The organism is Amycolatopsis taiwanensis DSM 45107 (assembly GCF_000519205.1).
Taxonomy (GTDB): domain Bacteria; phylum Actinomycetota; class Actinomycetes; order Mycobacteriales; family Pseudonocardiaceae; genus Amycolatopsis_E; species Amycolatopsis_E taiwanensis.
In genome coordinates this window covers 94,834-117,366 of record NZ_KI912602.1, presented here as the reverse complement: position 1 = coordinate 117,366, position 22,533 = coordinate 94,834, and the positions used below count along the sequence as shown (strand labels likewise).

23 protein-coding genes are annotated in these 22,533 nt (G+C 69.3%); 16 read left to right on the top strand and 7 right to left on the bottom strand.

Features of this window, described 5'->3' with window-relative positions:
• Positions 1 to 6: 6 nt before the first annotated feature.
• The 8 genes from pcaH to A3CU_RS0142035 all read left to right on the top strand — a co-directional run bounded on the left by pcaH (position 7) and on the right by A3CU_RS0142035 (position 6,474).
• On the top strand, positions 7 to 738 hold the full coding sequence (pcaH, locus tag A3CU_RS0142070) for a protocatechuate 3,4-dioxygenase subunit beta (protein ID WP_027947291.1): 732 nt from the start codon (positions 7 to 9) through the stop codon (positions 736 to 738).
• 70 nt (positions 739 to 808) lie between these two features.
• Entirely contained in the window at positions 809 to 1,354 is a 546-nt protein-coding gene (pcaG, locus tag A3CU_RS0142065) for a protocatechuate 3,4-dioxygenase subunit alpha (RefSeq protein WP_027947290.1), read from the top strand.
• Positions 1,347 to 2,705 (top strand): class-II fumarase/aspartase family protein, encoded by a 1,359-nt coding sequence (locus A3CU_RS0142060; protein WP_027947289.1) that lies wholly within the window; start codon positions 1,347 to 1,349, stop codon positions 2,703 to 2,705. The genes pcaG and A3CU_RS0142060 overlap by 8 nt, the downstream gene beginning before the upstream one ends.
• Positions 2,702 to 3,481: a 3-oxoadipate enol-lactonase gene (pcaD, locus tag A3CU_RS0142055; RefSeq protein ID WP_027947288.1), complete on the top strand. Its 780-nt coding sequence runs from the start codon at positions 2,702 to 2,704 to the stop codon at positions 3,479 to 3,481. Before A3CU_RS0142060 ends, pcaD begins: the two co-directional genes overlap by 4 nt.
• Positions 3,474 to 3,869, top strand: a complete 396-nt coding sequence (gene pcaC / locus A3CU_RS0142050) for a 4-carboxymuconolactone decarboxylase (RefSeq protein WP_027947287.1) — start codon at positions 3,474 to 3,476, stop codon at positions 3,867 to 3,869. The genes pcaD and pcaC overlap by 8 nt, the downstream gene beginning before the upstream one ends.
• Before the next feature lie 199 nt (positions 3,870 to 4,068).
• Positions 4,069 to 4,860: an IclR family transcriptional regulator domain-containing protein gene (locus A3CU_RS0142045; protein WP_027947286.1), complete on the top strand. Its 792-nt coding sequence runs from the start codon at positions 4,069 to 4,071 to the stop codon at positions 4,858 to 4,860.
• A gap of 178 nt (positions 4,861 to 5,038) precedes the next feature.
• Positions 5,039 to 5,593, top strand: a complete 555-nt coding sequence (locus tag A3CU_RS0142040) for a nucleotidyltransferase family protein (RefSeq protein WP_245617561.1) — start codon at positions 5,039 to 5,041, stop codon at positions 5,591 to 5,593.
• Between the two features lie 11 nt (positions 5,594 to 5,604).
• Positions 5,605 to 6,474: an AAA family ATPase gene (locus A3CU_RS0142035; RefSeq protein ID WP_027947284.1), complete on the top strand. Its 870-nt coding sequence runs from the start codon at positions 5,605 to 5,607 to the stop codon at positions 6,472 to 6,474.
• A gap of 129 nt (positions 6,475 to 6,603) precedes the next feature.
• On the opposite strand, the gene A3CU_RS49420 is transcribed toward A3CU_RS0142035, so the two are convergent.
• Positions 6,604 to 7,944, bottom strand: coding sequence for an MFS transporter (locus tag A3CU_RS49420; RefSeq protein WP_169739758.1), 1,341 nt, complete (start codon positions 7,942 to 7,944; stop codon positions 6,604 to 6,606).
• 349 nt (positions 7,945 to 8,293) lie between these two features.
• Positions 8,294 to 8,911: a TetR/AcrR family transcriptional regulator gene (locus A3CU_RS0142020; RefSeq protein ID WP_027947282.1), complete on the bottom strand. Its 618-nt coding sequence runs from the start codon at positions 8,909 to 8,911 to the stop codon at positions 8,294 to 8,296.
• A 64-nt stretch (positions 8,912 to 8,975) separates the two neighbouring features.
• On the opposite strand from A3CU_RS0142020, the gene A3CU_RS0142015 reads away from it, so the two are divergent.
• The gene (locus tag A3CU_RS0142015; RefSeq protein WP_027947281.1) at positions 8,976 to 10,484 is read left to right on the top strand and encodes an FAD-dependent monooxygenase; all 1,509 of its coding nucleotides are present in this window, start codon (positions 8,976 to 8,978) and stop codon (positions 10,482 to 10,484) included.
• Positions 10,485 to 10,524: 40 nt separating this feature from the next.
• Here A3CU_RS0142015 and A3CU_RS0142010 read toward each other — a convergent pair whose 3' ends face one another.
• Together A3CU_RS0142010 and A3CU_RS0142005 are read right to left on the bottom strand one after the other, a co-directional pair.
• Positions 10,525 to 11,394 carry a DMT family transporter gene (locus tag A3CU_RS0142010; protein WP_245617560.1) on the bottom strand — a complete coding sequence of 290 codons (870 nt, stop codon included), beginning with the start codon at positions 11,392 to 11,394 and terminating at the stop codon, positions 10,525 to 10,527.
• Positions 11,357 to 11,872, bottom strand: coding sequence for a MarR family winged helix-turn-helix transcriptional regulator (locus tag A3CU_RS0142005; RefSeq protein WP_245617559.1), 516 nt, complete (start codon positions 11,870 to 11,872; stop codon positions 11,357 to 11,359). Before A3CU_RS0142005 ends, A3CU_RS0142010 begins: the two co-directional genes overlap by 38 nt.
• Before the next feature lie 91 nt (positions 11,873 to 11,963).
• Here A3CU_RS0142005 and A3CU_RS0142000 point away from each other — a divergent pair, with 91 nt between their 5' ends.
• The 6 genes from A3CU_RS0142000 (at position 11,964) to A3CU_RS0141975 (ending at position 19,129) form a co-directional block, all read left to right on the top strand.
• Positions 11,964 to 13,073, top strand: a complete 1,110-nt coding sequence (locus A3CU_RS0142000; RefSeq protein WP_027947278.1) for a vWA domain-containing protein — start codon at positions 11,964 to 11,966, stop codon at positions 13,071 to 13,073.
• A complete protein-coding gene (locus tag A3CU_RS0141995) occupies positions 13,066 to 14,178 on the top strand; it encodes an XdhC family protein (RefSeq protein ID WP_027947277.1) in 1,113 nt (370 codons plus the stop codon). Before A3CU_RS0142000 ends, A3CU_RS0141995 begins: the two co-directional genes overlap by 8 nt.
• A gap of 260 nt (positions 14,179 to 14,438) precedes the next feature.
• Positions 14,439 to 14,981, top strand: a complete 543-nt coding sequence (locus A3CU_RS0141990; protein WP_027947276.1) for a (2Fe-2S)-binding protein — start codon at positions 14,439 to 14,441, stop codon at positions 14,979 to 14,981.
• Positions 14,981 to 17,419, top strand: a complete 2,439-nt coding sequence (locus A3CU_RS0141985) for a xanthine dehydrogenase family protein molybdopterin-binding subunit (RefSeq protein ID WP_027947275.1) — start codon at positions 14,981 to 14,983, stop codon at positions 17,417 to 17,419. The genes A3CU_RS0141990 and A3CU_RS0141985 overlap by 1 nt, the downstream gene beginning before the upstream one ends.
• Entirely contained in the window at positions 17,416 to 18,270 is an 855-nt protein-coding gene (locus A3CU_RS0141980; protein ID WP_027947274.1) for an FAD binding domain-containing protein, read from the top strand. The genes A3CU_RS0141985 and A3CU_RS0141980 overlap by 4 nt, the downstream gene beginning before the upstream one ends.
• Before the next feature lie 172 nt (positions 18,271 to 18,442).
• Positions 18,443 to 19,129 carry an SRPBCC family protein gene (locus tag A3CU_RS0141975; RefSeq protein WP_027947273.1) on the top strand — a complete coding sequence of 229 codons (687 nt, stop codon included), beginning with the start codon at positions 18,443 to 18,445 and terminating at the stop codon, positions 19,127 to 19,129.
• Between the two features lie 208 nt (positions 19,130 to 19,337).
• Here A3CU_RS0141975 and A3CU_RS49415 read toward each other — a convergent pair whose 3' ends face one another.
• Together A3CU_RS49415 and A3CU_RS0141965 are read right to left on the bottom strand one after the other, a co-directional pair.
• Positions 19,338 to 19,946, bottom strand: a complete 609-nt coding sequence (locus tag A3CU_RS49415) for a TetR/AcrR family transcriptional regulator C-terminal domain-containing protein (protein WP_052373142.1) — start codon at positions 19,944 to 19,946, stop codon at positions 19,338 to 19,340.
• A gap of 41 nt (positions 19,947 to 19,987) precedes the next feature.
• The gene (locus A3CU_RS0141965; RefSeq protein WP_043844359.1) at positions 19,988 to 20,890 is read right to left on the bottom strand and encodes an alpha/beta fold hydrolase; all 903 of its coding nucleotides are present in this window, start codon (positions 20,888 to 20,890) and stop codon (positions 19,988 to 19,990) included.
• Between the two features lie 97 nt (positions 20,891 to 20,987).
• On the opposite strand from A3CU_RS0141965, the gene A3CU_RS0141960 reads away from it, so the two are divergent.
• Positions 20,988 to 21,659: a DUF998 domain-containing protein gene (locus A3CU_RS0141960; protein ID WP_027947271.1), complete on the top strand. Its 672-nt coding sequence runs from the start codon at positions 20,988 to 20,990 to the stop codon at positions 21,657 to 21,659.
• Here A3CU_RS0141960 and A3CU_RS0141955 read toward each other — a convergent pair.
• Positions 21,648 to 22,466, bottom strand: coding sequence for an amidohydrolase family protein (locus A3CU_RS0141955; protein WP_027947270.1), 819 nt, complete (start codon positions 22,464 to 22,466; stop codon positions 21,648 to 21,650). The two genes, A3CU_RS0141960 and A3CU_RS0141955, sit on opposite strands and share 12 nt — an antisense overlap.
• Positions 22,467 to 22,533: the final 67 nt, after the last annotated feature.

Genomic DNA, 22,533 nt, shown 5'->3' with positions numbered 1-22,533 from the left:
AGGGTTATGGCAGCTCCCGCGAGTGACCGGCTGATCCTGCCGCGGTACCGGAAGGATCCGGCGGGCACCCATCCGCCGCTGGATTCCCCGGGCTACCGATCGACGGGGTTGCGGCATCCGAAGCAGCCCCTGGTGCTGCTGCCGCAACAGTTGACCGAGGTGACCGGCCCGGTGCTCGGCCCGGGGCGGATCGGCGAACTCGACAACGACCTGACTCGCCAGCACGAGGGCGAGCCGCTCGGGCAGCGGATCATCGTGCACGGCCGGCTGCTCGACGGCGACGGGCGGCCGATCCCGGACTCGCTGGTGGAGATCTGGCAGGCCAACGCGGCGGGCCGGTACCGGCACACCGGCGACAACTGGCCCGGACCGCTGGATCCCAACTTCACCGGCGTCGGCCGCACGGTCACCGACTCCGAGGGCCGCTACGAGTTCGTCACGATCAAGCCCGGCGCCTACCCGTGGCGCAACCACGACAACGCCTGGCGCCCGGCGCACATCCATTTCTCGGTGTTCGGCACGGCATTCACCCAGCGCCTGATCACCCAGATGTACTTCCCGGGCGACCCGCTGTTCTACCAGGACCCGATCTACAACTCGGTGCCGGACGAAAAGGCGCGGCAGCGGATGATCTCGCGGTACGACCACAGCCGTACCACCGACCACTGGGCACTCGGCTTCGAGTTCGACATCGTCGTACGTGGCCGGGAGGCTTCGGTCTTCGAGGAGGACGAGTGAGCCACAATCTTTTCCCCTGCTTGCTCGTCCGACCGGGTGCGGGTGCCCCGCGGGTTACCGAGGAGGACGAGTGACGACTCCATCCCAGACCGTGGGCCCCTACCTGGCGATCGGGTTGCCGTGGGAGGACGGGCCGACCGTGGTGCCCCAAGGCACACCCGGCGCGGTGTGGATCCGTGGCACGGTGTTCGACGGGGTGGGCGAGCCGGTGCCGGACGCGCTGATCGAGACCTGGCAGGCCGATCCCGCGGGCCGCTTCGACCATCCCGACGACCCGCGCGGCCGGGTCGAGGGGTTCCGGGGATTCGGCCGGTGCCCGACCGATCCCGACGGCAACTACGCGATCCTGACCCTGCTGCCCGGCGTGGTTCCCGGCAACGACGGCAAGGACCAGGCACCGCACATCGACGTTTCGGTGTTCGCCCGGGGCATGCTGAACCGGACGGTCACCCGGATCTACTTCCCGGAGAACACCGCGGCGAACGCGGCGGACGGAGTGCTCGCCTCGGTTCCCGAGGACCGTCGCGGCACCCTCGTCGCCACCAAGACGGACGACGGTTACCGGTTCGACGTGCGGCTTCAAGGAACAAACGAGACAGTATTCTTCGATGTCTAGTGAACGTCCTCGTCTTGCTTCGGAGTTGTTCGATCCGCTGCTGGCCGCGGGAGGCGTGCGCGACGAGGTGGACGACGCGGCGTGGCTGCGGGCACTGCTCGACGTGGAGGCGGCGCTCGCGGAGGCGGAAGCCGACGCGGGCGTGATCCCCCGCGAGCACGCCGAGCGCATCGCCGAGGTCTGCCGGGAAGGCGACTTCACGGCGGCCGAGATCGGCGCGCGGTCGGTCGGGGTCGGCAACCCGGCCGCGCCGCTGGTCCGCGAGATCACCGCGAAGACCGGCGGCGAGTCCGCCCGGTTCGTCCATTTTGGAGCAACCAGTCAGGACGTGGTGGACAGCGCCGCGATGCTGCTCGCCCGGCGGGCGCTCGAACCGCTGCGTGCGGACTTGCTGGCATGCGCCGACCACGCGGGCGAGCTGGCGCGTGAGCACGCCTCGACCGTGCAAGCCGGACGGACGCTGCTTCAGCAGGCGTTGCCGGTGACGTTCGGCTTGACCGCGGCCGGCTGGCTGTCCGGATTGGACGCCGCGCTGGCGCGCCTGCGCTCGGTGCGTCTGGCGGCGCAGCTCGGCGGGGCGACCGGAACGCTGGCCTCCCTCGGTGAGCGCGGCCCGGCCGTGCTCACCGCGTTCAGTGCCCGGCTGGGGCTGGCCGAGCCCGTCCTGCCCTGGCACACCGAACGCAGCCGGATCGCCGAGCTCGCCGCGGCGCTGGGTGAGACCAGCGGGATCGTCGCCGGCATCACCCGCACCATCGTGCTGCTCGCGCAGACCGAGGTGGCCGAGGTGTACGAGGAGGCCGACGGCGCGGGCGGGTCGTCGACCATGCCGCACAAGCGGAACCCGGTGGCCGCGATCGCCGCGCTGGCCGCCGCCCAGCAGGCGCCCGGACTGATGAGCACCCTCTTCGGCGCGATGGCGCAGGAACATCAGCGGGCCGCCGGGGCGTGGCACGCCGAATGGCGCCCGCTCACGGAGTTGTTCCGCAGCACGGGTTCCGCGGTCCACTGGCTGCGTACCAGCCTGGACCGGCTCGTGGTGGACCCCGAACGGATGCGGGCCAACCTCGACGTGACCAGGGGAGCGCTGCTGTCCGAGCGCATCACCACCGAACTGGCGCCCCAGATCGGGCGGCTCGCCGCGCACGACGCGGTGAGCGCGTGCACCAGGCGGGCGCTGGCCGGCGAGGCGGACCTGGCCGAACTGCTCGCCGCGGACGAGGCGGTGGGCAAGCACCTGACCCTGGAGCGGATCCGTGACCTGCTCGACCCGGCGCGATACCTGGGCAGCGCGCCGGTGTTCGTCGAACGTGCCCTGGACGCACACGCAGAGGAGAACAAGAAGAAGTGAGCGTCGAGGTTCAGTATGTGATCGACGGGCCGGAGGACGGCGACGTCGTGGTGTTGAGCAACTCGCTCGGCAGCGACCTGCACATGTGGGACCCGCAGGTGAAACCTTTGGTGGACAACGGGTTCCGCGTCGTCCGCTACGACACACGCGGCCACGGCCGGTCGGTAGTGCCCGAGGGGCCGTACACCATCGGCGAACTCGGCGAGGACGTCGTCGCGCTGCTGGACCGGATCGGCGTCCCCTCGGCGCATTTCGTGGGCCTGTCGCTGGGCGGCATGACGGCGATCCAGCTCGGCCGGCACGCACCCGGACGCGTTCGCAGCCTGGTGCTGTGCTGCACGTCGGCGCGGCCCGGAAACCGGCAGATGTGGCTCGACCGGGCCGCCACGGTGCGCGCACACGGCATGGCGGAAATCGCCGACGGCGCCCTCGGCCGCTGGTTCACCCCGGCCTGGTGCGCGGAAAACCCCGAACTGGCAAGGGAAATGCGGGAGATGATCGCACGCACACCGGCCGCGGGCTACGCGGCTTGCTGCGAGGTGCTGGCGGACCTCGATCTCACCGGGGACCTGCCGGCCATCACCGCGCCGACCCTGGTGATCTCGGGCTCGGACGACCAGGCCCTGCCACCTGAGCACGGGCGGCTGATCGCCGCTGGTGTGCCGGGCGCGCGGTACGAACTCGTCGGCCCGGCCGCGCACCTGGGCAACGTCGAGCGGCCCGAGCAGTTCAGCCGGTTGATCATCGAACACCTCAAGGCGGTTGGACATGAGTGACGAGGTTTTCGACGCGGGCATGGCCGTGCGGCGCGAGGTGCTCGGGGACGAGCATGTCGACCGGTCTATGGCGAACACCACCGACTTCACCCGCAAGTTCTCCGACTACATCACGCGAGCGGCCTGGGGCTCGGTGTGGACCCGTGAGGAACTCGACCGCAAGACCCGCAGCTGCATCACCCTGGCCGTGCTGACCGCGCTGCACTGCGAGAACGAGATCGCGATGCACGTGCGGGCGGCGATCCGCAACGGGCTGACCGCCGACGAGATCGGAGAGGTGCTGTTGCACACCGCCGTCTATGCCGGGGTACCCGCGGCCAACTCCGCATTCGCCATCGCGCAGCGGACGCTCGCCGAGATGGGCGAGCCGTCGGCGAGCCGGGAGTGAAACGACCATGCCTGCTGTGCTGTCCCAAACGCGTCGACGAACCCGCCTACGGACCGTGACCGGGCAAGGCGCATTCGGCCAGCCGGTCGGACGGCCCGCAGCCGCGTTCGCGAAGTCTCCGGCCGCGCGCCTGCCACTCACCGGCGCACCAACACGGACCTTGAACGGCGCTCCTACCTTGCACGGTTACATTTGAGTCATGGACGGGACACGCCCGGCATATCACGTGCAGTCACTGGAACGCGGTCTCGCGGTGATCTGCGCGTTCGGTTCGGGCACGCCCGAGCTGACACTGTCCGATGTGGCCCGTGCCACCGGCCTCACCAGGGCGGCGGCACGGCGGTTCCTGCTCACGCTGGTCGATCTCGGCTACGTGCGGACCGACGGCAAGTTCTTCTCGCTCACCGCGCGGGTGCTCGAACTGGGGTACGCGTTCCTGTCCAGCATGACGTTGCCCGAGGTCGCGCAGCCGCACCTGGAGCGGCTTTCCGCGGAGGTGCACGAGTCGAGTTCGGTGTCGGTGCTCGACGGCAGTGACATCGTCTACGTCGCGCGGGTCGCGGTCACGCGGATCATGACCGTGAGCATCAACGTCGGCACGCGTTTTCCGGCCTACGCCACATCGATGGGGCACGTGCTGCTTGCCGGGCTCGACGAGGACTCGCTCGCGGCCTATCTGGACCGGACCCCGTTGGAGCGGCTCACCGCGCACACGCTCAACTCGCCCGTCGCGCTGCGTGCCGCGCTGGCCGAGGTGCGCGCGCGGGGCTGGGCGCTGGTGGACCAGGAACTGGAGGAGGGCCTGCGTGCGGTGGCCGCGCCGATCCGTGACCGGCGGGGCCGGGTGGTGGCCGCGGTGAACGTCTCGACCCACGCGAGCCGCTACACGCGGGAGTCGGTGCGTGAAGAGATGGTCCAGCCACTGCTCGCCGCCGCCAAACGCATCGAAGCCGACCTCGCCGTCGCCCCCGACCGAGCCCGCCATGCCTGACTTCCCGGTCCAGACCCCCCCGCCCCCGCCCCCGCCCCAGGCCGTCGTGTCCCCGTCTCAGGCGCCTGTGTCCCCGGTTCCGGCGTCTGAGTTCCCGGTTCCGGCGTCTGAGTTCTCGGTTCAGGCGCGTGAGTTCCCGGTTCGGGCGGCCGAAAGGGCCGGCCGGTGCGCGGGGCTGGTGCTCGCGGCCGGGGCGGGGCGACGGTTCGGACGGCCGAAGGCACTGGTCGAACTCGACGGGGAACCGTTGCTGCGGCGGGCTTTCCGGGTGCTGACCGACGGCGGCTGCGACCCCGTCCGTGTGGTGCTCGGTGCGCAGGCCGCCGAGGCCCGCGCGCTGCTGCCCGACCCGTCGATCGCGGTGTACGCCGAGGACTGGGCGACCGGCATGGGCGCTTCCCTGCGGGCCGGCCTGCGGGCGCTGTCCCGGGACAGCGCCCCCGCTGATGCGGTCCTCGTCCATCTCGTCGACTTACCCGGGATCGACGCGAACGTGATCTCCCGGCTACGCGCCTTCGCGTCGCCGGGCGTCGTGGCGCGCGCGAGCTACGGCGGGGTTCCCGGCCACCCGGTGCTCTTGGGACGCCGGTGGTGGACCGACATCGCGGACAGCGCGCGCGGCGACCGGGGCGCGCGGGACTGGCTCGCCACCCGAGAGGACCTGCTTCTGGTCGACTGCTCGGACCTGGGCAGTGGAGCCGACGTCGACACCCCATCGGATCTCACCACGTAGGCTGGACGACTGTGACGGTCAATTCTCCCGAAGAGCTCGCGAAGTTGCTGGAGCGCGTGGACTACCTCGCCGACGAGGGGGTGGCGACGGCCGCCTTCCTCGCCCTGCGCATGCAACGACCGTTGTTCTGCGAAGGCGAACCCGGGACCGGGAAGACCTCGCTCGCGGTGTCTCTGGCGAAAGCCCTCGACCTGCCACTGATCCGGCTGCAGTGCCACGAGGGCATCGATGCCGCCCAGGCGCTCTATGAGTGGGATTTCCCGCGCCAGTTGCTGCACCTGCGGGCGCTGGAGGCGGGTAGCGAGACGCTCGACGTGAACGCGGCCGAGCAGTCCCTGTACACCGAGCGTTTCCTGCTGGCCAGGCCGTTGCTGCGCGCGCTGACCGCGTCACCGTGCGTCCTCCTGGTCGACGAGATCGACCGCGCCGACGACGAGTTCGAGGCGTTCCTCCTGGAACTGCTCGACGAGAACGCGGTGACCATCCCGGAGTTCGGCGAGATCCGGGCCGCGCAGCCGCCGCTGGTGATCCTGACCTCCAACCGGACCCGCGAGGTGCACGACGCCCTCAAGCGCCGCTGCCTGTATCACTGGTTGGAGCATCCCGACCTGTCCCGTGAGGTCGCGATCCTGCGCCGGCGCCTGCCCGGGATCGGCGAGCGCCTCGCGACACAGGTGGCTGTCGCCGTCCGTCGCCTGCGCGATCTGGAGTTGCTCAAGCCGCCGGGCATCGCGGAGTCGCTGGACTGGTCGCAGGCGCTGCTCACCCTCGACCGCGACGAGCTGGACGCCGAGACCGCGGCCCGCACCCTGGGCGCGGTCCTGAAGTACACGGAGGACATGGAACGCGTCCGCGCCAAGCTCGACGCTTTGCTGGCCTGATCAGCGCGAGTCCCACGCTCAGGTAGCGCGAGTCCCACGCTCAGGTCGCGCGAGTCCCACGCTCAGGTCGCGTGAGTCCCACATTCCGGTAGACGGGAATGTGGGACTCGCAGGACGGGAATGTGGGACTCACACGACGGGAATGTGGGACTCGCGCTCTCCTCGCTGCCGAGTGAGTTCGCGGCGGAACACGATCAGCGCGCCGCCGCCGATCGCGGCCGCCACGGTGGCGACCACGATCGCGATGAACACCGCGTTCGTGGCGCCCCCGGTCCAGTCGAGCAGCCAGCCGATCAGGTACGGGCCGAGGATGCCGCCGATGCGCCCGACCCCGAACATCATGCCGGTGCCCGTGCTTCTGAGATGGACCGGATAAGTCTGTGCCGACAACGTGTTCAGCACCGACTGTCCGCCGATGATGCCGAAGCCGGCCAACGCGGTGCACACGAGCGGCAGCACCGAACCGCCTCCGAACCCGACCAGTGCCATGGCCACGGTCGCGATGACCATCAGCACGACCAGGCCGGCGGCCATGTTCCCATCGCGACGGTCACATACCACGGCAACAGTGAGGCCGCCCGCGATCCCGGCCAGTTGCAGGATCGTGAGGAACAGGAACGACGCGGCGAAACCGTTGCCCCGGCTCTCCATAACCGAAGGCAGCCAGCCGGAAAGCCCGTAGATGCAGAAGAGGGTCAGAAAGGCACATACCCACAGCCCGATGCTTGTGCGGCGGAAGTGAGGATTCACGACCGTGGCGATCATCTCCCGTGCGGACGCGCGCTCGCGGGGCTGGATGAACCGGACACCGTCGTACGACCGGCCGCGATTGAGCTTGGCCAGCGTGCGCGCTACGTTTTCGTGCCGCCCCCGCAACACGTCGAACTGCACGGATTCGGGCAACACCGGAATGAGCAGCACAGCCAGTACAGCAGAGGCCGCGCCGATCCAGTAAAGAACGGGCCAGCCGTGCACGGGCGTGAAATAGATCCCGATCAGGGACGCGAGAACGCCACCCAGGGTGTATCCCGCCACCGTCACGGCGACAACCCGGTTGGCCGAGCGTGCCGGGGCGAACTCGTTGATGAACGCGGTGCCCAGCGGCAAGATCACCCCGAGGAACAGCCCGGTCAGGAAGCGGAGCAGCACGAACGAAATGAAGCCGGTCGCCATGGTCGCGGTGAGCAGGCTCAGCACGCCGGCGGAGAACAGGGCGGTGAGCAGCACGGGGCGGCGACCGATCCGATCGGCGAGCGGCCCGTGCGCGACCGCGCCTATCCCGAAACCGATCAGCCCCGCAGACACCATGAAACCGGCCGCGCCGTGGCTGAGCTGCCACGGACCCAAGGTGTAGTGCAGGACGTACGACGGGTTCAGCGTGTCGTATCCGTCGAAGATCAGGGCCAGCATGACGCCTACGACGAGCACGGCGTGGAAGCGACCGAACTTCGCGCTTTTGAGCTCTGCCACGGCATCCATCGGCCTCGTTGCCGACATCTGTCCTCCCGCTCACTTCAGCGACTGGTGCAAGCAGGGAAACACGTCAGGCCAGGCTGGGTGAAGGTTGGCGCCCCAGTCTTCCGCTATGGGGAAACCGCGGCACGTCCCGGGAGGCTGGCGGATTCGGTCCTGTCGCCCGAGTTGCTTTCGACGGTAGGTCGCTGAACCGGGAACATAGCGTCCTGAACCGGGAACATGGCGTCCTGAAGCGGGGACATGGCGTCCTGAAGCGGGGACATGGCGTCCTGAAGCGGGAACATGGCGTCCTGAACCGGGGACACGGCGTCCTGGGGCGGGGACACGCGCGGGGCAGGGCCGGTCAGATCCCGGCGACGCCGTGTTCGAGCAGATCGAAGGCACGGTCGATGAAATCGGTCTGCTCGCGCCGGACGTCGGCGACGTCCTCTCCTGCGAGGATACGGTTCACCGCCCGGTCGAAGATCGCGTAAATCGTCGCGGTGAGCAGGGCCGCGAGAAGTTCCGCCGGTGCCCGGTCGGCCATCTCCTCGGCGAGGACGTCGGCCAGCATGTCCCGGATTTCGTGTTGATGCTCGTACGTGCGGCTGATCAGGGCGGGGCTCGACCGGACGACTTGAAAGAACGGACGTGCCCCCTCGATCGCACCCGAGAGCGGGTGCTGTGCAGCGAGCAGTTCCTGGTGGTACCGGCGCATCGCGGAGATCACGGACTCTGCGGGATCCCGTTCCCGGATGGCCATTTCCAGGTCGCGTAGCCGGTCCGCGTGCCGGTCGAGGAACAGGTCTTCCTTGCGCGGGAAGTAGTTGAACACGGTCATCTTCGAGACCCCGGCCGCCTCCGCGATGTCGGCGACGGTGACGTTGTCGAAGCCGTACCGGAAGAACAGGCCGGTCGCGATGTTCGCGATCGTCCGCCGGGTCTCCTGCTTCTTCTGCTCTCGCAAGCCCTGCTTCACCACCCGCTCATCTTATACTCACTCAAAACATTGACCCGGTAAAAGTTTCGACGCTAGAGTGGGCTCCATGAACAAGGATGTGGTGATCTCCGGGGGCGGACCGGTGGGCCTGATGCTGGCCTGCGAACTGAGCTTGGCCGGCGTCGATGTGCTGGTCGTCGAGCGACTGTCCGAAATAGACCCGACGGTCAAGGCGGGCTCGATCAACCTGCCCACTGCCGAAGCGCTGTACCGGCGCGGCCTGCTCCCGGTGATCGAGGAGTATCAACGCCAGGCGTTCGAGCAGATGAAGGCGTTTTTGAAACAACGATCCGGCCAGGAGCGGCCGGTGGTGCCGGTGGGGCACTTCGCCGGGATCATGATAGGCAGCGGCAAGGTCGACTTCGCCGACCCAGCCTTCCGAGACGCCGGGCCCGCCACGTCGCTCCTCGTCGTGCCCCAGCAGGTGATCGAGCTGGTGCTCGGTCAGAAAGCCGCCGAGTTGGGGGTCGAGGTGCGCCGCGGCATCGAGGTGACGGGTTTCGACGCCGACGATGCCGGGGTCACCGTGCATCTCGGCGACGAGACCGTGCGGGCAGGGTGGCTGGTCGGCTGCGACGGCGGCCGGAGCCTCGTGCGCAAGAACGCCGGGTTCGATTTCCCGGGCACGGATCCGGAAATCACCGGACGCCAGGCGCTCGTGGAAATGACGGGTGGGGAGAACCTGCCCACTGGCTGGAACCGGACGGACACCGGTGTCTTCGTGCACGGTCCCGTACCGGGCCGGATTCTCACGGTGGAGTTCGATGGCCCACCCGCCGACCGCGAGGCCCCGATCACCGCGGCGGAGATCGAGGGAAGCATCCGCCGAGTGTCCGGAGTGGACGTCACGGTCACGGAGGTCAAGACCGCGACCCGCTTCACGGACAACGCGCGCCAGACCACGACTTACCGCAAGGGACGGGTGCTTCTCGCTGGGGATGCGGCGCACGTTCACTCGCCGTTCGGCGGGCAGGGGCTCAATCTCGGCATCGGCGACGCGGTCAACCTCGGCTGGAAGCTGGCCGCGACGATCCAGGGCTGGGCGCCGGAAAACCTGCTCGACACCTACACCACCGAAAGGCATCCGATCGGTGAATGGGTGCTGGAATGGAACCGCGCGCAGGTGGCGCTGATGCGCACCGACCCGCGGACACGCGCGCTGCAGCAGGTGGTCACCGACCTGTTGGAGACCGCGGACGGTTCGACGTATCTGGCGAAGAAGCTGTCCGGCGTGCTGCACCGGTATCCCATGGAGGGCGAGCACGATCTCGTCGGCCGCGGCGCGCCCGACTTCGAATTCGCCGACGGAGGCCGGCTCGGCGAACGGCTGCAGGACGGCAAGCCACTGCTGCTCGATCTGGCGGATTCCGCGGAGCTTCGGGAAATCGCCGGGGGCTGGTCCGAGCGGGTCAGCGTGCTGACCACCAAGTGCGGTACGCATGCGGACCTGACCGGGGTGCTGATCCGTCCCGACGGGCACGTCGCATGGGCGCGGGAAGACGGCGGGACCGCCGGTCTGGAAGCCGCGCTCACGACCTGGTTCGGGCGCGGATAGCACGAATCCGGACACCTCGGGCTGACCAATACCGGAGCAGCTACCCAGCGACGATGAGTGCTATCGCCAATCCGGCGCCGACTGTCCCGGCAATCTGTTGCCGGGACAGTCGCTCGCCAAGTACGCCGATACCGAGCAGCACCGGGATCACGGGGTAAAGAGACGACAGCACGACGGCGACGACCATGAGCTGGTCTCGAGTGGCGAGCAGGTAGCAGACCAGGGCGAGGGCGGCGCTGCCGCCGGTCATGACGGCGGTCAGCGTGTGGCGGGTCGGCAGCCGCAGGCGCAGTCCCGTGCCCACGGGCACGGCAAGCGCGGCGATGGTCGCCGCGGCGGTGACACGCCCGGCGACGACGGGCCAGAGTCCCGAGTGCGGACCGGCCTGGGCGAGCGCGAGGTACTGCAGCGCGATCCCGCCGCTGGCGATCAGCCCGTCGGCCATGGCCGGGACGACCTGCCGCCCGGTGCCGCGGCGGGGGTGCGAGACCAGCCACAGCGCCGGCAGGGTCAGTGCGATTCCCAGCCACGTCACCGGCGAGGGGCGGCTGCCCAGCGTCACGCCCACCAGCACGGGCAGTGCGACCCCGCCGACCGCGCTGACCGGCACCACCACGCTCATGGCGCCCCGGCTCAGTCCCCGGAACAGGAACATCATCCCGATTCCGGTGCCGACGCCGGAGGCCGCACCCCAACCCAGGTCGGCAAGCCCGGGAAGGGCCGATGTCGTGATCGCAGCCGCGACGAAGGCCAGTGCCAAACCGCTGAGCTGGCCGATGAGGGCCACGGCGACGAAGGACGCTCGACGGGAAAGTAAGCCGCCGGCGAAGTCGGACAGGCCATAACAGGCTGCCGAGGCGAGCGCGAGCAGTTCACCCATCGTCGCCGGCGGCTTTCCGACACGCGGCACCGATCGGGCAAACCTGATCGCCGGCGATGCATGCAGCGCGATCGCAGAGCCGGCACACCCGCTCGGCGTCGCGCACCTGCTGATAAACCCCGGCGAGCAGCTTGTCCAGCAGCCCGGCCAGCACCACCCGCTCGGCCGGCTCCAAGGAGCGGGTCAAGTCGGTCAATCGGCCGCCGCGGGCACCCAAGATGTGCTCAGCCGCTGCCATGCCGTCCCTGGTCAGCTCGACCGCCACCGCCCGGGTCGGCGTGTCATGGCGCTCCACCAGGCCGGCGCGCTGCAGCGCGTCCACCATCCGGGCCGCCGCCGGTTGGCTCAGTCCGACGCGCCGGCCCAGTTCGGTCACCGACAGCCCCGGTGCTGTCGAGAGCACGACCAGTGCCGCCGCTCCGCTGGCGCTCGTCCCGGCAGCAGCCGTGACACCGGCCAGCGCCAGGTCGGTGACGGACAACGCCAACGCGCCGAGCAAGTTCTCCAAGCGGCCATCATGCATGAGTCATGCATAACACACCGCTCGGCACGGCGAAAGTTGAGCGCAGCGGGTTGCACAGCTGAGGAACAATGGAGGGGTGACCGTCTCTGATCCGTTGCCCGGCCTGGTCGGATTCGCCACCGCGCTGCGCGAAGCCGGACTGCCCGCCGGGCCGCAGCGGGTCCAGGCGTATCTCGACGCGGTCGAACGGGTTGATCTCACCGACACGGGCCAGTTGTACTGGGCCGGGCGGTTGACCCTGTGCGCCGATCCGGACGACCTGCCGCGCTACGACGACGCGTTCACCCAGTGGTTCGCGGCTGCCCCGCCCGGCGCGACCCCGGCGGTCGTCCACCGCCGGCAACAGGCCAGAGTGGCCGCGCTGGCCGAGGAGTCCGCGCGGGCTAGCGAATCCGGCGCCGAGTCCGACGAACTGCGGGTGGCGGCGACCGACGTGGAGGTGCTGCGCCAGCGCGACCTGGCCGAACTGACCGCCGCGGAACGCCGGCATCTCCGGGAACTGCTGGCCGTGCTACGCCCGGAGATGCCGACCCGGCGGTCGCTGCGGCAACGTCCGGCGCGGCGCGGCGCACTCGACCCGGACCGCACGTTGCGTGCGATGCTGGCGGGCGGTGGAGAGCCGGTCCGGCTCGCGCGCCGGCGCGCCACGGACCGGCCCCGCCGGGTCGTGCTGCTGCTCGACGTGTCCGGTTCGATGAGCCCGTATGCCGACGCATTGCTCCGGTTCGCGCACGTCGTGGTTCGGCGGTCCCCGTCCGACGTGGAGGTGTTCACTCTTGGCACCCGGCTCACCAGGGTGTCCCGCCAGCTCCGGCAGCGGGACCCGGAACGCGCGATGCTCGCGGCGGGGGAGGCCGTCGCCGACTTCGCCGGTGGCACCCGGCTCGGCGAGACGCTGCGGGTGTTCCTCGACCGCTGGGGCCAGCGGGGCCTCGCGCGGCGGGCGGTGGTGACGATCTTCTCCGACGGCTGGGAGCGTGGCGATCCGAGCCTCCTCGGCGAGCAACTGGCCAGGATGAGACGCCTCGCGCACGCCGTGTTCTGGGTCAACCCGCATGCGGGGCACGACGGCTACGCCCCGGTGCAATCGGGCATCGCCGCGGCGCTGCCGCACATCGATCGTTTGCTGGCCGGCCACAGCCTGGCCACTCTGGAACGACTCTTGGTGGAGATACGCGATGCATGACGTACTGGATGAGCTCTACAAGCGGTGGGCCGACGGGCAGGCGGTCGGCCTGGGCACGGTCGTTTCCACCTTCTCGTCGGCGCCCCGGGCGCCCGGCGCGGCGATGCTCGTCGGGGAGGACGGCACGGTCGTCGGCAGCGTGTCGGGCGGCTGCGTCGAGGGCGCGGTCTACGAGCTGGCGCAACAGGTCGTGGCCGATTCCACGCCCGTGCTCCAGCGCTACGGGGTGAGCGACGACGACGCGTTCGCGGTGGGGCTGACCTGTGGCGGCATCATCGACGTCTACGTCGAGCGGGTCGACCGGCAGACCCTGCCCGAGCTGGGCGACGTGGTGGACTCCGTCCACAATGGAGAGCCGGTCGCGGTGGTCACGGTCGTCGAGCACAGCGACCCCCAGCGGCTGGGCCGGCACATGATCGTGTGGACCGACCGCACGGCCGGCACGCTCGGCACGGACCGGATCGACGCGGCGGTCGTCGACGACGCGCGCGGGCTGCTGGCCACCGGCCGGACGGGCACCCTGCACTACGGGCTCGAGGGCGAGCGCCGGGGCGAGGGCATGTCGGTGTTCGTCAACACCTTCGAGCCACCGCCGCGCATGCTGGTGTTCGGTGCGATCGACTTCGCGGCCGCGATGGCGCGCATGGGTTCCTATCTCGGTTACCAGGTGACGGTGTGCGACGCGCGGCCGGTGTTCGCCACCAGAAGCCGGTTCCCGGAGGCCGACGAGGTGGTCGTGGACTGGCCGCACCGCTATCTCAAGGCCGAGGCCGAGGCGGGCCGTATCGACCGCCGCACGGCGATCGCCGTGCTCACCCACGACCCGAAGTTCGACGTGCCGCTGCTGGAAGTGGCGTTGCGGCTGGACGTCGGGTACATCGGCGCGATGGGGTCACGTCGCACGCACGTCGACCGGCTGGAGCGCCTGCGCGCCGAGGGGCTCACCGAGGAGGAGCTGTCCCGGCTGTCCTCGCCGATCGGGCTGGATCTGGGCGCGCGCACCCCCGAGGAGACCGCGGTCTCGATCGCGGCCGAGATGATCGCGCTGCGCTGGGGCGGTGGCGGGAAGCGGCTCACCGACCTGTCCGGCCGCATCCACGCCTGACTCCGGCCTTCGACCGGCACCGTGAATTCGCGGGCGAGTCGCATTTGTACGGACGCCGGCCGCACGACGGTTCCATACTTTGGTCCGCACGAAGGGCCCGTTGTTTCGGGTTCGGTCCGCAGAATCGGCGATTTTGCCTCTCTGGCGACGCAGTTGCGGACTCTCTCGCAAGAGGTAGGCCGTTCGGACTTGTCCCTGCGCGCCATACGTAGCACGCTCGCTTGTGAAGCCGATCACCACCTCCCACCCTGGAGGGCCCCATGCGTATCACCGTCACAGTCGACGGCACCCAGTACACCGACGAGGTCGAACCTCGAACGTTACTTGTGCACTACCTGAGGGAGACACTTGGCAAAGTCGGCACCGTAATCGGCTGCGACACCAGCAACTGCGGCGCGTGCACCGTCCACCTGAACGGGCAAAGCGTGAAATCTTGCTCGGTGCTCGCCGTACAGGCCGACGGCAGCGAGATCACCACGATCGAGGGGCTGGCCCGCGACGGCCAGTTGCACCCCGTGCAGCAGGCGTTCCACGACAACCACGCCTTGCAGTGCGGATACTGCACGCCCGGCATGATCATGCAGGCCGTCGACCTCCTTGCCGACAACCCGGACCCGGACGAGCAGGCCGTCCGCGAGGGCCTGGAAGGGAACCTGTGCCGCTGCACGGGTTACCAGAACATCGTGCGCGCCGTGCGGGACGCCGCCCACCACATGCGTCCCGGCGCCGGACCCGAGGCCGAGCGGGTGGCCCGGGCGTCTTCGGAAGGGGCCGCCAGCAAGGTCCCGGCGGGAGGCGAGTGATGACCGCGACCGTGGAAAACGAGGTCGGCAAGGCCCGGGCCCGTAAGGAAGACGCCCGGCTGATCACCGGCCGTACCCGGTGGACCGACAACATCACGCTGCCGGGTCTGCTGCACATCGCCGTCGCGCGAAGCCCCTTCGCGCACGCGCGGATCAACTCCATCGACACGTCCGCCGCCCGGGACATGCCCGGCGTGGCCGCCGTTTACACGGCCGCGGACCTCGACCCGGAGGGCACCATCGGCATGCCGTGCGCCTGGCCGGTCACGCCGGACATGAAACATCCGCGCCGCCCCGTCCTCGCGTCGGACCAGGTGAACTTCGCCGGTGAGGGGATCGCCGTCGTGGTCGCCCGGAGCGCGGCCGAAGCGCGCGACGCCATCGAAGCCATCGACATCGACTACGAGGAACTGCCCGTGGTGCTGGGCTTGGAGGAGGCCCTCGCCGAAGGCGCGCCGCTGGTGCACGGGGACCTCGGCACCAACCGCAACGCGCTGTGGGTGTTCGACTCCGCGGAGGCCGGCACGGGCGGCGACGTCGAGGAGGCCATCGGCCAGGGCGAGGTCGTGGTCAAGCGCAGGTTCCGCCAGCAGCGGCTGGTGCCCTCCTTCATGGAGCCGCGCTCGACCGTGGTCGACCCGACCGGACCGCAGATCACCATGTGGTCGGCCACCCAGATCCCGCACATCCTCAAGACGATGGCGGCGCTCACCCTGGGCATCCCCGAACACAAACTGCGCGTGATCGCGCCGGACGTGGGCGGCGGGTTCGGCGGCAAGATCGGCGTGCTGCCCGAGGAGGCGATCGCCCTGCTGGTCGCGCAGAAGCTCGGCAAGCCGGTGAAATGGACCGAGACGCGCTCGGAGGCCATGCTCACCGCCCACCACGGCCGCGACCAGATCCAGGACATCACGATCAGCGCCCGCCGGGACGGCACGGTGACCGGCCTCAAGGTCGACCTGCTCGCCGACATGGGCGCCTACCTCGGCCTGGTCGGGCCGGGCGTGCCGATCCTGGGTGCGTTCATGTTCAACGCCATCTACAAGATCCCGGCCTACCGCTTCGCCTGCACGAACGTGTTCACCAACACCACACTCACCGACGCCTACCGCGGCGCCGGCCGGCCGGAGGCCACGTTCGCCATCGAGCGGATCATGGACGAGCTCGCCGCGGAGCTCGGCATGGACCCGCTCGAACTGCGGGAGAAGAACTGGATCAAGCACGAGGAGTTCCCGTACACCACGGTCGCCGGGCTGACCTACGACTCGGGCAACTACGAGGCCGCGACCGAGAAGGCCCGGCAGCTGTTCGACTACGACGGCCTTCGCCGTGAGCAGGCCGAACGGCGGGACCGCAAGGATCCGGTCCAGCTCGGCATCGGCGTCTCCACCTACACCGAGATGTGCGGGCTCGCGCCGTCGCGGGTGCTCGGCTCGCTCGACTACGGTGCGGGTGGCTGGGAGGCCGCGTCCATCCGGATGCTGCCCACCGGCAAGGTCGAGGTGATCACCGGCGCGTCGGCGCACGGCCAGGGGCACGAGACGGCGTGGAGCCAGATCGTGGCCGACCGGCTGGGCGTGGCGTTCGAGGACGTCGAGGTGCTCCACGGCGACACCCAGTCCTCGGCGAAGGGCCTCGACACCTACGGTTCACGGTCCCTGGCGGTCGGTGGGATCGCGGTGGTCAAGGCGACGGACAAGGTCGTCGAAAAGGCCCGCTCGATCGCCGCGCACCTGATGGAATGCTCGCCGGACGACCTCGAGTTCGAGCAGGGCAAGTTCACCGTGCGCGGGACCGACCGGTCGACCACGATCCAGGAGGTCGTGTTCGCCACGTTCATGGCGCACAACCTGCCCGAGGGCGTCGAGCCCTCGCTCGACTCGGAAGCGGTCTACGACCCGGAGAACTTCTCCTTCCCGCACGGCACCCATCTGTGCGCGGCGGAGGTGGACACCGAGACGGGCCGCGTGAACATCCGGTCCTACGTGTGTGTGGACGACGTGGGTTCGGTGGTCAACCCGCTGATCGTGGAGGGCCAGGTGCACGGCGGGCTTGCCCAGGGCATTGCGCAGGCCCTGTTCGAGGAGGCGGTGTTCAACGAGAACGGCACGCTGACCACCGGCACGTTCGCCGACTACCTGCTGCCCTCGGCGGCGGACCTGCCCTCCTTCACCACCGACCGCACGGAGACCCCGGCGACCTCGAACCCCCTGGGCGTCAAGGGAGTTGGCGAGGCGGGCACCATCGCCTCGACTCCGGCAGTGGTCAACGCGGTGGTCGACGCGGTCCGGCAGTTCGGCGTCAACGACGTCGAGATGCCGTGCTCGCCCATGCGCGTGTGGTCGGCCGTCCATCGCGGCCGGACCGCCGCCGGCGGGCTCGGCGGCGAGGCCGGTGGCGGTTTGGGCTCGATCGATTCTTCTGGAGGTGCTCAGTGATTCCCGCTGCCTTCGACTACGTCGCCCCGTCCACAGTGGACGAAGCGGTGCGGGCGCTTTCCGCCGCGGGGGAGGATGCCAAGGTGCTCGCCGGTGGCCAGAGCCTGCTCCCGGTGCTGCGCATGCGACTGGCCGCTCCCTCCACGATCGTCGACCTCGGCCGGATCGCCGAACTGCGCGGCGTCCGCGACGAGACCGATCATCTGGCCATCGGTGCCATGACCACGCACTACGACGTGCAACGCGACCAACTGATCGCCGAGCACGCCGCGCTGCTGGCCAAGGCGACGGACACGGTCGCGGACCCGCAGGTCCGGCACCGCGGCACCTTCGGCGGGTCGATCGCGCACGCGGACCCGGCGGGCGACCTGCTCGCCCCGGCGCTCGCCTTGGACGCGGAGATGGTGATCGCCGGGATGAACGGGCGCCGCACGGTGCCGGCGTCGGAGTTCTTCCAGGACTTCTTCACCACGGCGCTCGCGCCGGACGAGATCCTGGTCGAGGTCCGGGTGCCGAAGTTCACCGGCTGGCACGCGCACTACGAGAAGTTCAACCGGGTCGCGCAGGCCTGGTCGATGGTGGCCGTGGCGGCGACCGTCCGGGTCGACGGCGGCACGATCGCCGAGGCCCGGGTCGGGCTGACCAACATGGCCGCGGTCCCGGTCCGGGCCACCGCGGTCGAGCAGGCCCTGGTCGGGCAGCCGGCGACGCCGGAGGCGATCCGGGCCGCCGCCGCGCATGCCGCCGAGGGCACCGACCCGACGCCGGACAACAACTCCGATGTCGAGTACCGGCAGGAACTGGCTCGAGTCCTGACCGGCCGGGCCGTTTCCGCCGCGCTCGCCGGGTAACACAGGAGGAGGGTGAGAGAGTCTGGAGGCGTCCGTCACGTCGCAATGACGGGTTGACGTGGCCGGGCGCAAGTAAGGTTGCTGAAAGGAGCGCTGTCCAAAACACGAGACCATGGCTAGCGGTGGACGTGTTCTGGACCAAACCGGATGTTTCGAGAAGGGAGGTCGGGCCGTGCGGCTTGACCACGAATTCACCGTTCCAGCACCGCCTGAGCAGGTATGGAAGGCCGTCACGAATCCCGAAAGCGTGGCGCCGTGTATGCCGGGGGCAACGCTGACCAAGGTCGAGGGCGAGACCTTTACCGGCACGGTGAAGGTCAAGCTGGGCCCGATCTCCCTGACCTACAAGGGGTCCGGGGAGTTCCTCGAGGCCGACGAGAAGGCCCGGAAGATCGTCATCAAGGCTTCCGGAAAGGACACCCGCGGCGCGGGCACGGCCGCCGCGACCGTGACGGTGACCCTCGCCCAGGAGGACGGCCACACCAAGGGCAAGGTGTCCACGGACCTGAACGTGACCGGTAAGCCGGCCCAGTTCGGCCGCGGCATGATCTCCGAGGTGGGCGGCAAGATCCTCGACCAGTTCGCGACCAACCTGGCCGAGCGGCTGAGCGCGCAGGAGAAGCCGGCCGCCGCCGAGGAGACCAAGGCGGCCAAGGCGGCGAAGCCGGAGGGTGCGCCCGAGGAGCCGGCCAAGCCCAAGCTCGAGGCCGTGCAGCCCGCGCCGCAAAAGGAGGCCGAGGCGATCGACCTGTTCGAGTACGCCGGCAGTTCGGTCGCCAAGCGTCTCGCGCCGGTACTCGGGGGTGTCGCCGCGTTCCTGATCGTGCTGGCGATCATCCGGGCCATCCGCCGCCGCTGACCAGCCAGAGGTGGGCGTCGCGAGCCGGATGCGGCGCCCACTGCTCTGCCCCGTGGGTAACGGCGGCACGGGTGTTGGGGTGCGTGGTCACGGCCTCACCTCCACCTGGCTGTCGCCGTCCAAACGGTGGTGCAGGTCAGTGGTCAGCCGCTGCTGCCACAGCCGCAGTACCCGCGACTTTCAACGCCGGCACCAGGGCACAACAGACTCATCCCTTGAGTCGGGCGAAGCTGTCGAGCATCGCGGTGAGGCCGAGACCGAAGTGGTCGTCGTGGCCTGCGTCGTCGGCGCTCTTGGCGAGAAGGTTGTACTCCGGTGCGTCTGGTGATGGTTTCCTGCTGCGCCGCCCGCCGCCGAGCCGAAGCACGGCGAGCGTGAGCGCGTGACCGATGGTGAATTCCCGCAGACAGCGCAGGATCTGCAGGGCGGTGCCCTGGGCGAAGCCGGACTCGGTCATGAGCTCGATCATGCGGTTGCCGGTGTCGATGGCCATTGATGAGCGGACCGGGCGGGTGGCGAAGATGGTGACCGCGTGCGGATGCGTGAGTAGTGTGTCCCGCAGCCGGCGGACGTACTGCTCGGCCAGTTCGCGCCAGGACTCGTGCCAGGGCAGGGTGTCGACGTCGAGCTCGGCGAACAGTGTCTCGGCGATGCCGTCGAAGAGTGCCTCCTGGTCGGTGAAGTACCGGTAGACGGCCATCGGGTCCACGTCGAGTTCGGCGCCGAGTTTGCGCATGGAGAACTTGTCCCGGCCGACGTCGTCCACGAGGGCCAGGGCCATGGCGGCGATGTATTCGCGGCTCAGCGTCGGTTTCATCGGCGCTGCGGGCCGCGCTCGGCGTGCTCGATTGTCGTTTGTCATGGGTGAAGTTGGTCCAGGATCTCGGTCAGCCGGTCGGCGAATGCCTCCGGGTGTTGCTGATAGGCGGTGTGTCCGCCGGGAAACTCGACACAGGGCACGTCGAGTTTCTCACTGAGGACATGGGCGGGTCGGTAGTAGGGGCGGCCGACGCTGTCCTGGCCGGTGGCCAACCGCCATGGCACCCGCACCGAGCGTAGCTTCGCCAGGCTCGGTTCGTAGTCGTAACAGAAGGCGGGCAATTCGCGGCGGACAAGGATGCCGGCGTTGCCGAGCAGGCGTTGCATCCCGCTCGGCTCGCGTCCGGTCACCCGTCGCGACATCCAGCCGGCGGCCAGCATCACCCGCGTCATCGCTGCCAGCACAACTCGGCCGGGGCGAGTCTGGAGCGGACGGGACGGCGTGGGCATGGTCATGGCCGCGAAGGCGACGAATGCCTGCAACGGTCCTTCCGTGTCTCCGATCCGGCGTAGCTCGTCCAACTCCCGCTGTTCGGCGCTGCCGGGAAGGATCTGCACCAGCGGCGGCTCGTGGACCACGGCACCGAGCAGGCGGCCCGCATGCTCGGCGAGTAGTTCCAGAGTGATGATCGCGCTGCCACTGTTGCCGAAGACGAAGGCCCGATCGATCCCGTAGTGGTCCAGTACGGTGAGGATGTCAGCCGCCTGATCCGCGACCTCGATGGAGTTGGACTCGTCGTCGAGCGGGCTGCGGGAGTTTCCGCGCCGGTCGAGGGTGATCACGGTGAACCGCTTTGCCAGCGGCGGGACGATGTCGCCGTACATCTCCGCGTCGCCGCCGCCCCCGGGAATGAGTACCAACGCGGGCCCCTGTCCCGTCTTTTCAGTGTGCAGTCTGGCGCCGGAAGTCCGGACCAAATCGGTGACTGCTGTCGATGTCATGCCAACCCCTCCAGGATTCTTACGCTGTGTAGTCTACGGTATAGATACGGTCTACACCGTAGACACACGTCCACGACTTGGAGGTCTTCTCGTGTCGATGCCCGTTTCGACAGCACCGTCTCCGCGCACCCGGCTCTTGATGCTCGCCGGCCTTGGTCCGGCGCTGTACATCGTCGTGCTGCTGCTCGACAGCCTGACCCGCCCGGCCTACAACCCGCTGCACCACTTCGGCAGTGAACTCGCCAACGGTGACCGCGGTTGGCTCATGATCGCCAACTTCATCGTCGCCGGCACGTTCACGATCTGTTTCGCCCTCGGGCTGCGAAAGGTGCTGCGCCCCGGCCGCGGCGCACTCGTGGCACCGGTGTTCGTCGGTCTGTTCGGGCTCGGGCTGGTGGTGGCCGGGGTGTTCGTCGCCGACCCGAAGCCCGGCTACCCCGCAGGAAGCACCGGAACCGCGAACCCCACCCTGCACAGCCTGATCCACGACGGAAACCTGTTCCCGACCTGGATCGTGATGACCATCGCCATACTCGTGCTCGCCGCCCGTTTCGCGGCCGACAAGCAGTGGGGCTGGATGTGGTACTCGACCGCCACCGCGGTTGCGGCCATGGCGACGCTGCTGGTGGCCGTCGCCCGGTATGACGCCGACACCCAGACCGGCAGCTACCACGGTCTGTGGCAGCGGATCAGTATCACCATCGGATTCGGCTACTTCAGCGTGCTCGCCACCGGTCTGCTCCGACGCGAAAGCCGGCTAGACCGGTAGCGAGAACACGCGCCGCGCGTTGCCGCCGAGGTACAACTCGGTGGCCTCAGCCCCCAACCCGAGATCGGCCAGGCGTTTCAGGCACGTTCCCGGGGTGAGCATCGGATAGTTGCTGCCGAACAACACCCGGGTCCGTCCGCGGCCCCGCATGAACTCGACGATCTCTCGTGGCAGGCGGTGTACGGCGTAGGCCGAGGTGTCGAGGTGGAAGTTGGGATACTTGTCGGCCAGCGACAGCACCTCGTTGACCCACGGATATCCGACGTGCCCGCCTACCACGACCAGTTCCGGGAAGTCCAGCAGAACCTCGTCCAGGTAGGGAATCGGGCGGCCGGGTTCGGACGGGCGGAGCGGTCCGGTGTGCCCGACCTGCGTGCAGAACGGGACGTCCTCCTCCACGCAGGCCACGTACACCGGGTAGAAACGCCGGTCGTTGGGCGGCAGGTTCCACACCCAGGGCAGCACCCGCACCCCCACGAATCCCAGGTCCCGCACGCAGCGCCGGATCTCCCGCACGGCGCGCACGGGGTCGGCGAGATCCACGGACGCGATGCCGCCGAACCGGCCGGGGTGGGCGGAGACGATGTCCGCGACCTCGTCGTTGGTGATCAACGGGCCGAATGGCGTGTACCACGCGGAGAGCAGGCCGAACCGGACCCCGGCCTGGTCCATTGCGTCGAGGGTCATCGACACCGTGGGCGCGACCGTGGGCGCCTTCGTCCAGCGCAGCACCGGTTCGAACCAGGGCTGCGAAAGGAACAGCTCGTTCGGCTGCTGCAGCCATACGTCGATGATCTCGTCCGGCACCGGCCTTTCCTTTCCTCCGCGGTTGGAAGTTTACGGTCGCCGGGTTGACAGCGTTGATCAATGGACC

Bases quoted from the DNA above. Each gene is read 5' to 3' on its own strand.
- pcaH (WP_027947291.1), top strand. From the start codon at position 7: ATGGCAGCTCCCGCGAGTGACCGGCTGATCCTGCCGCGGTACCGGAAG.
- A3CU_RS0142060 (WP_027947289.1), top strand. From the start codon at position 1,347: ATGTCTAGTGAACGTCCTCGTCTTGCTTCGGAGTTGTTCGATCCGCTG.
- pcaC (WP_027947287.1), top strand. From the start codon at position 3,474: ATGAGTGACGAGGTTTTCGACGCGGGCATGGCCGTGCGGCGCGAGGTG.
- A3CU_RS0142045 (WP_027947286.1), top strand. From the start codon at position 4,069: ATGGACGGGACACGCCCGGCATATCACGTGCAGTCACTGGAACGCGGT.
- A3CU_RS0142015 (WP_027947281.1), top strand. From the start codon at position 8,976: ATGAACAAGGATGTGGTGATCTCCGGGGGCGGACCGGTGGGCCTGATG.
- A3CU_RS0141995 (WP_027947277.1), top strand. From the start codon at position 13,066: ATGCATGACGTACTGGATGAGCTCTACAAGCGGTGGGCCGACGGGCAG.
- A3CU_RS0141990 (WP_027947276.1), top strand. From the start codon at position 14,439: ATGCGTATCACCGTCACAGTCGACGGCACCCAGTACACCGACGAGGTC.
- A3CU_RS0141985 (WP_027947275.1), top strand. From the start codon at position 14,981: ATGACCGCGACCGTGGAAAACGAGGTCGGCAAGGCCCGGGCCCGTAAG.
- A3CU_RS49415 (WP_052373142.1), bottom strand. From the start codon at position 19,946: ATGAAACCGACGCTGAGCCGCGAATACATCGCCGCCATGGCCCTGGCC.
- A3CU_RS0141965 (WP_043844359.1), bottom strand. From the start codon at position 20,890: ATGACATCGACAGCAGTCACCGATTTGGTCCGGACTTCCGGCGCCAGA.
- A3CU_RS0141960 (WP_027947271.1), top strand. From the start codon at position 20,988: ATGCCCGTTTCGACAGCACCGTCTCCGCGCACCCGGCTCTTGATGCTC.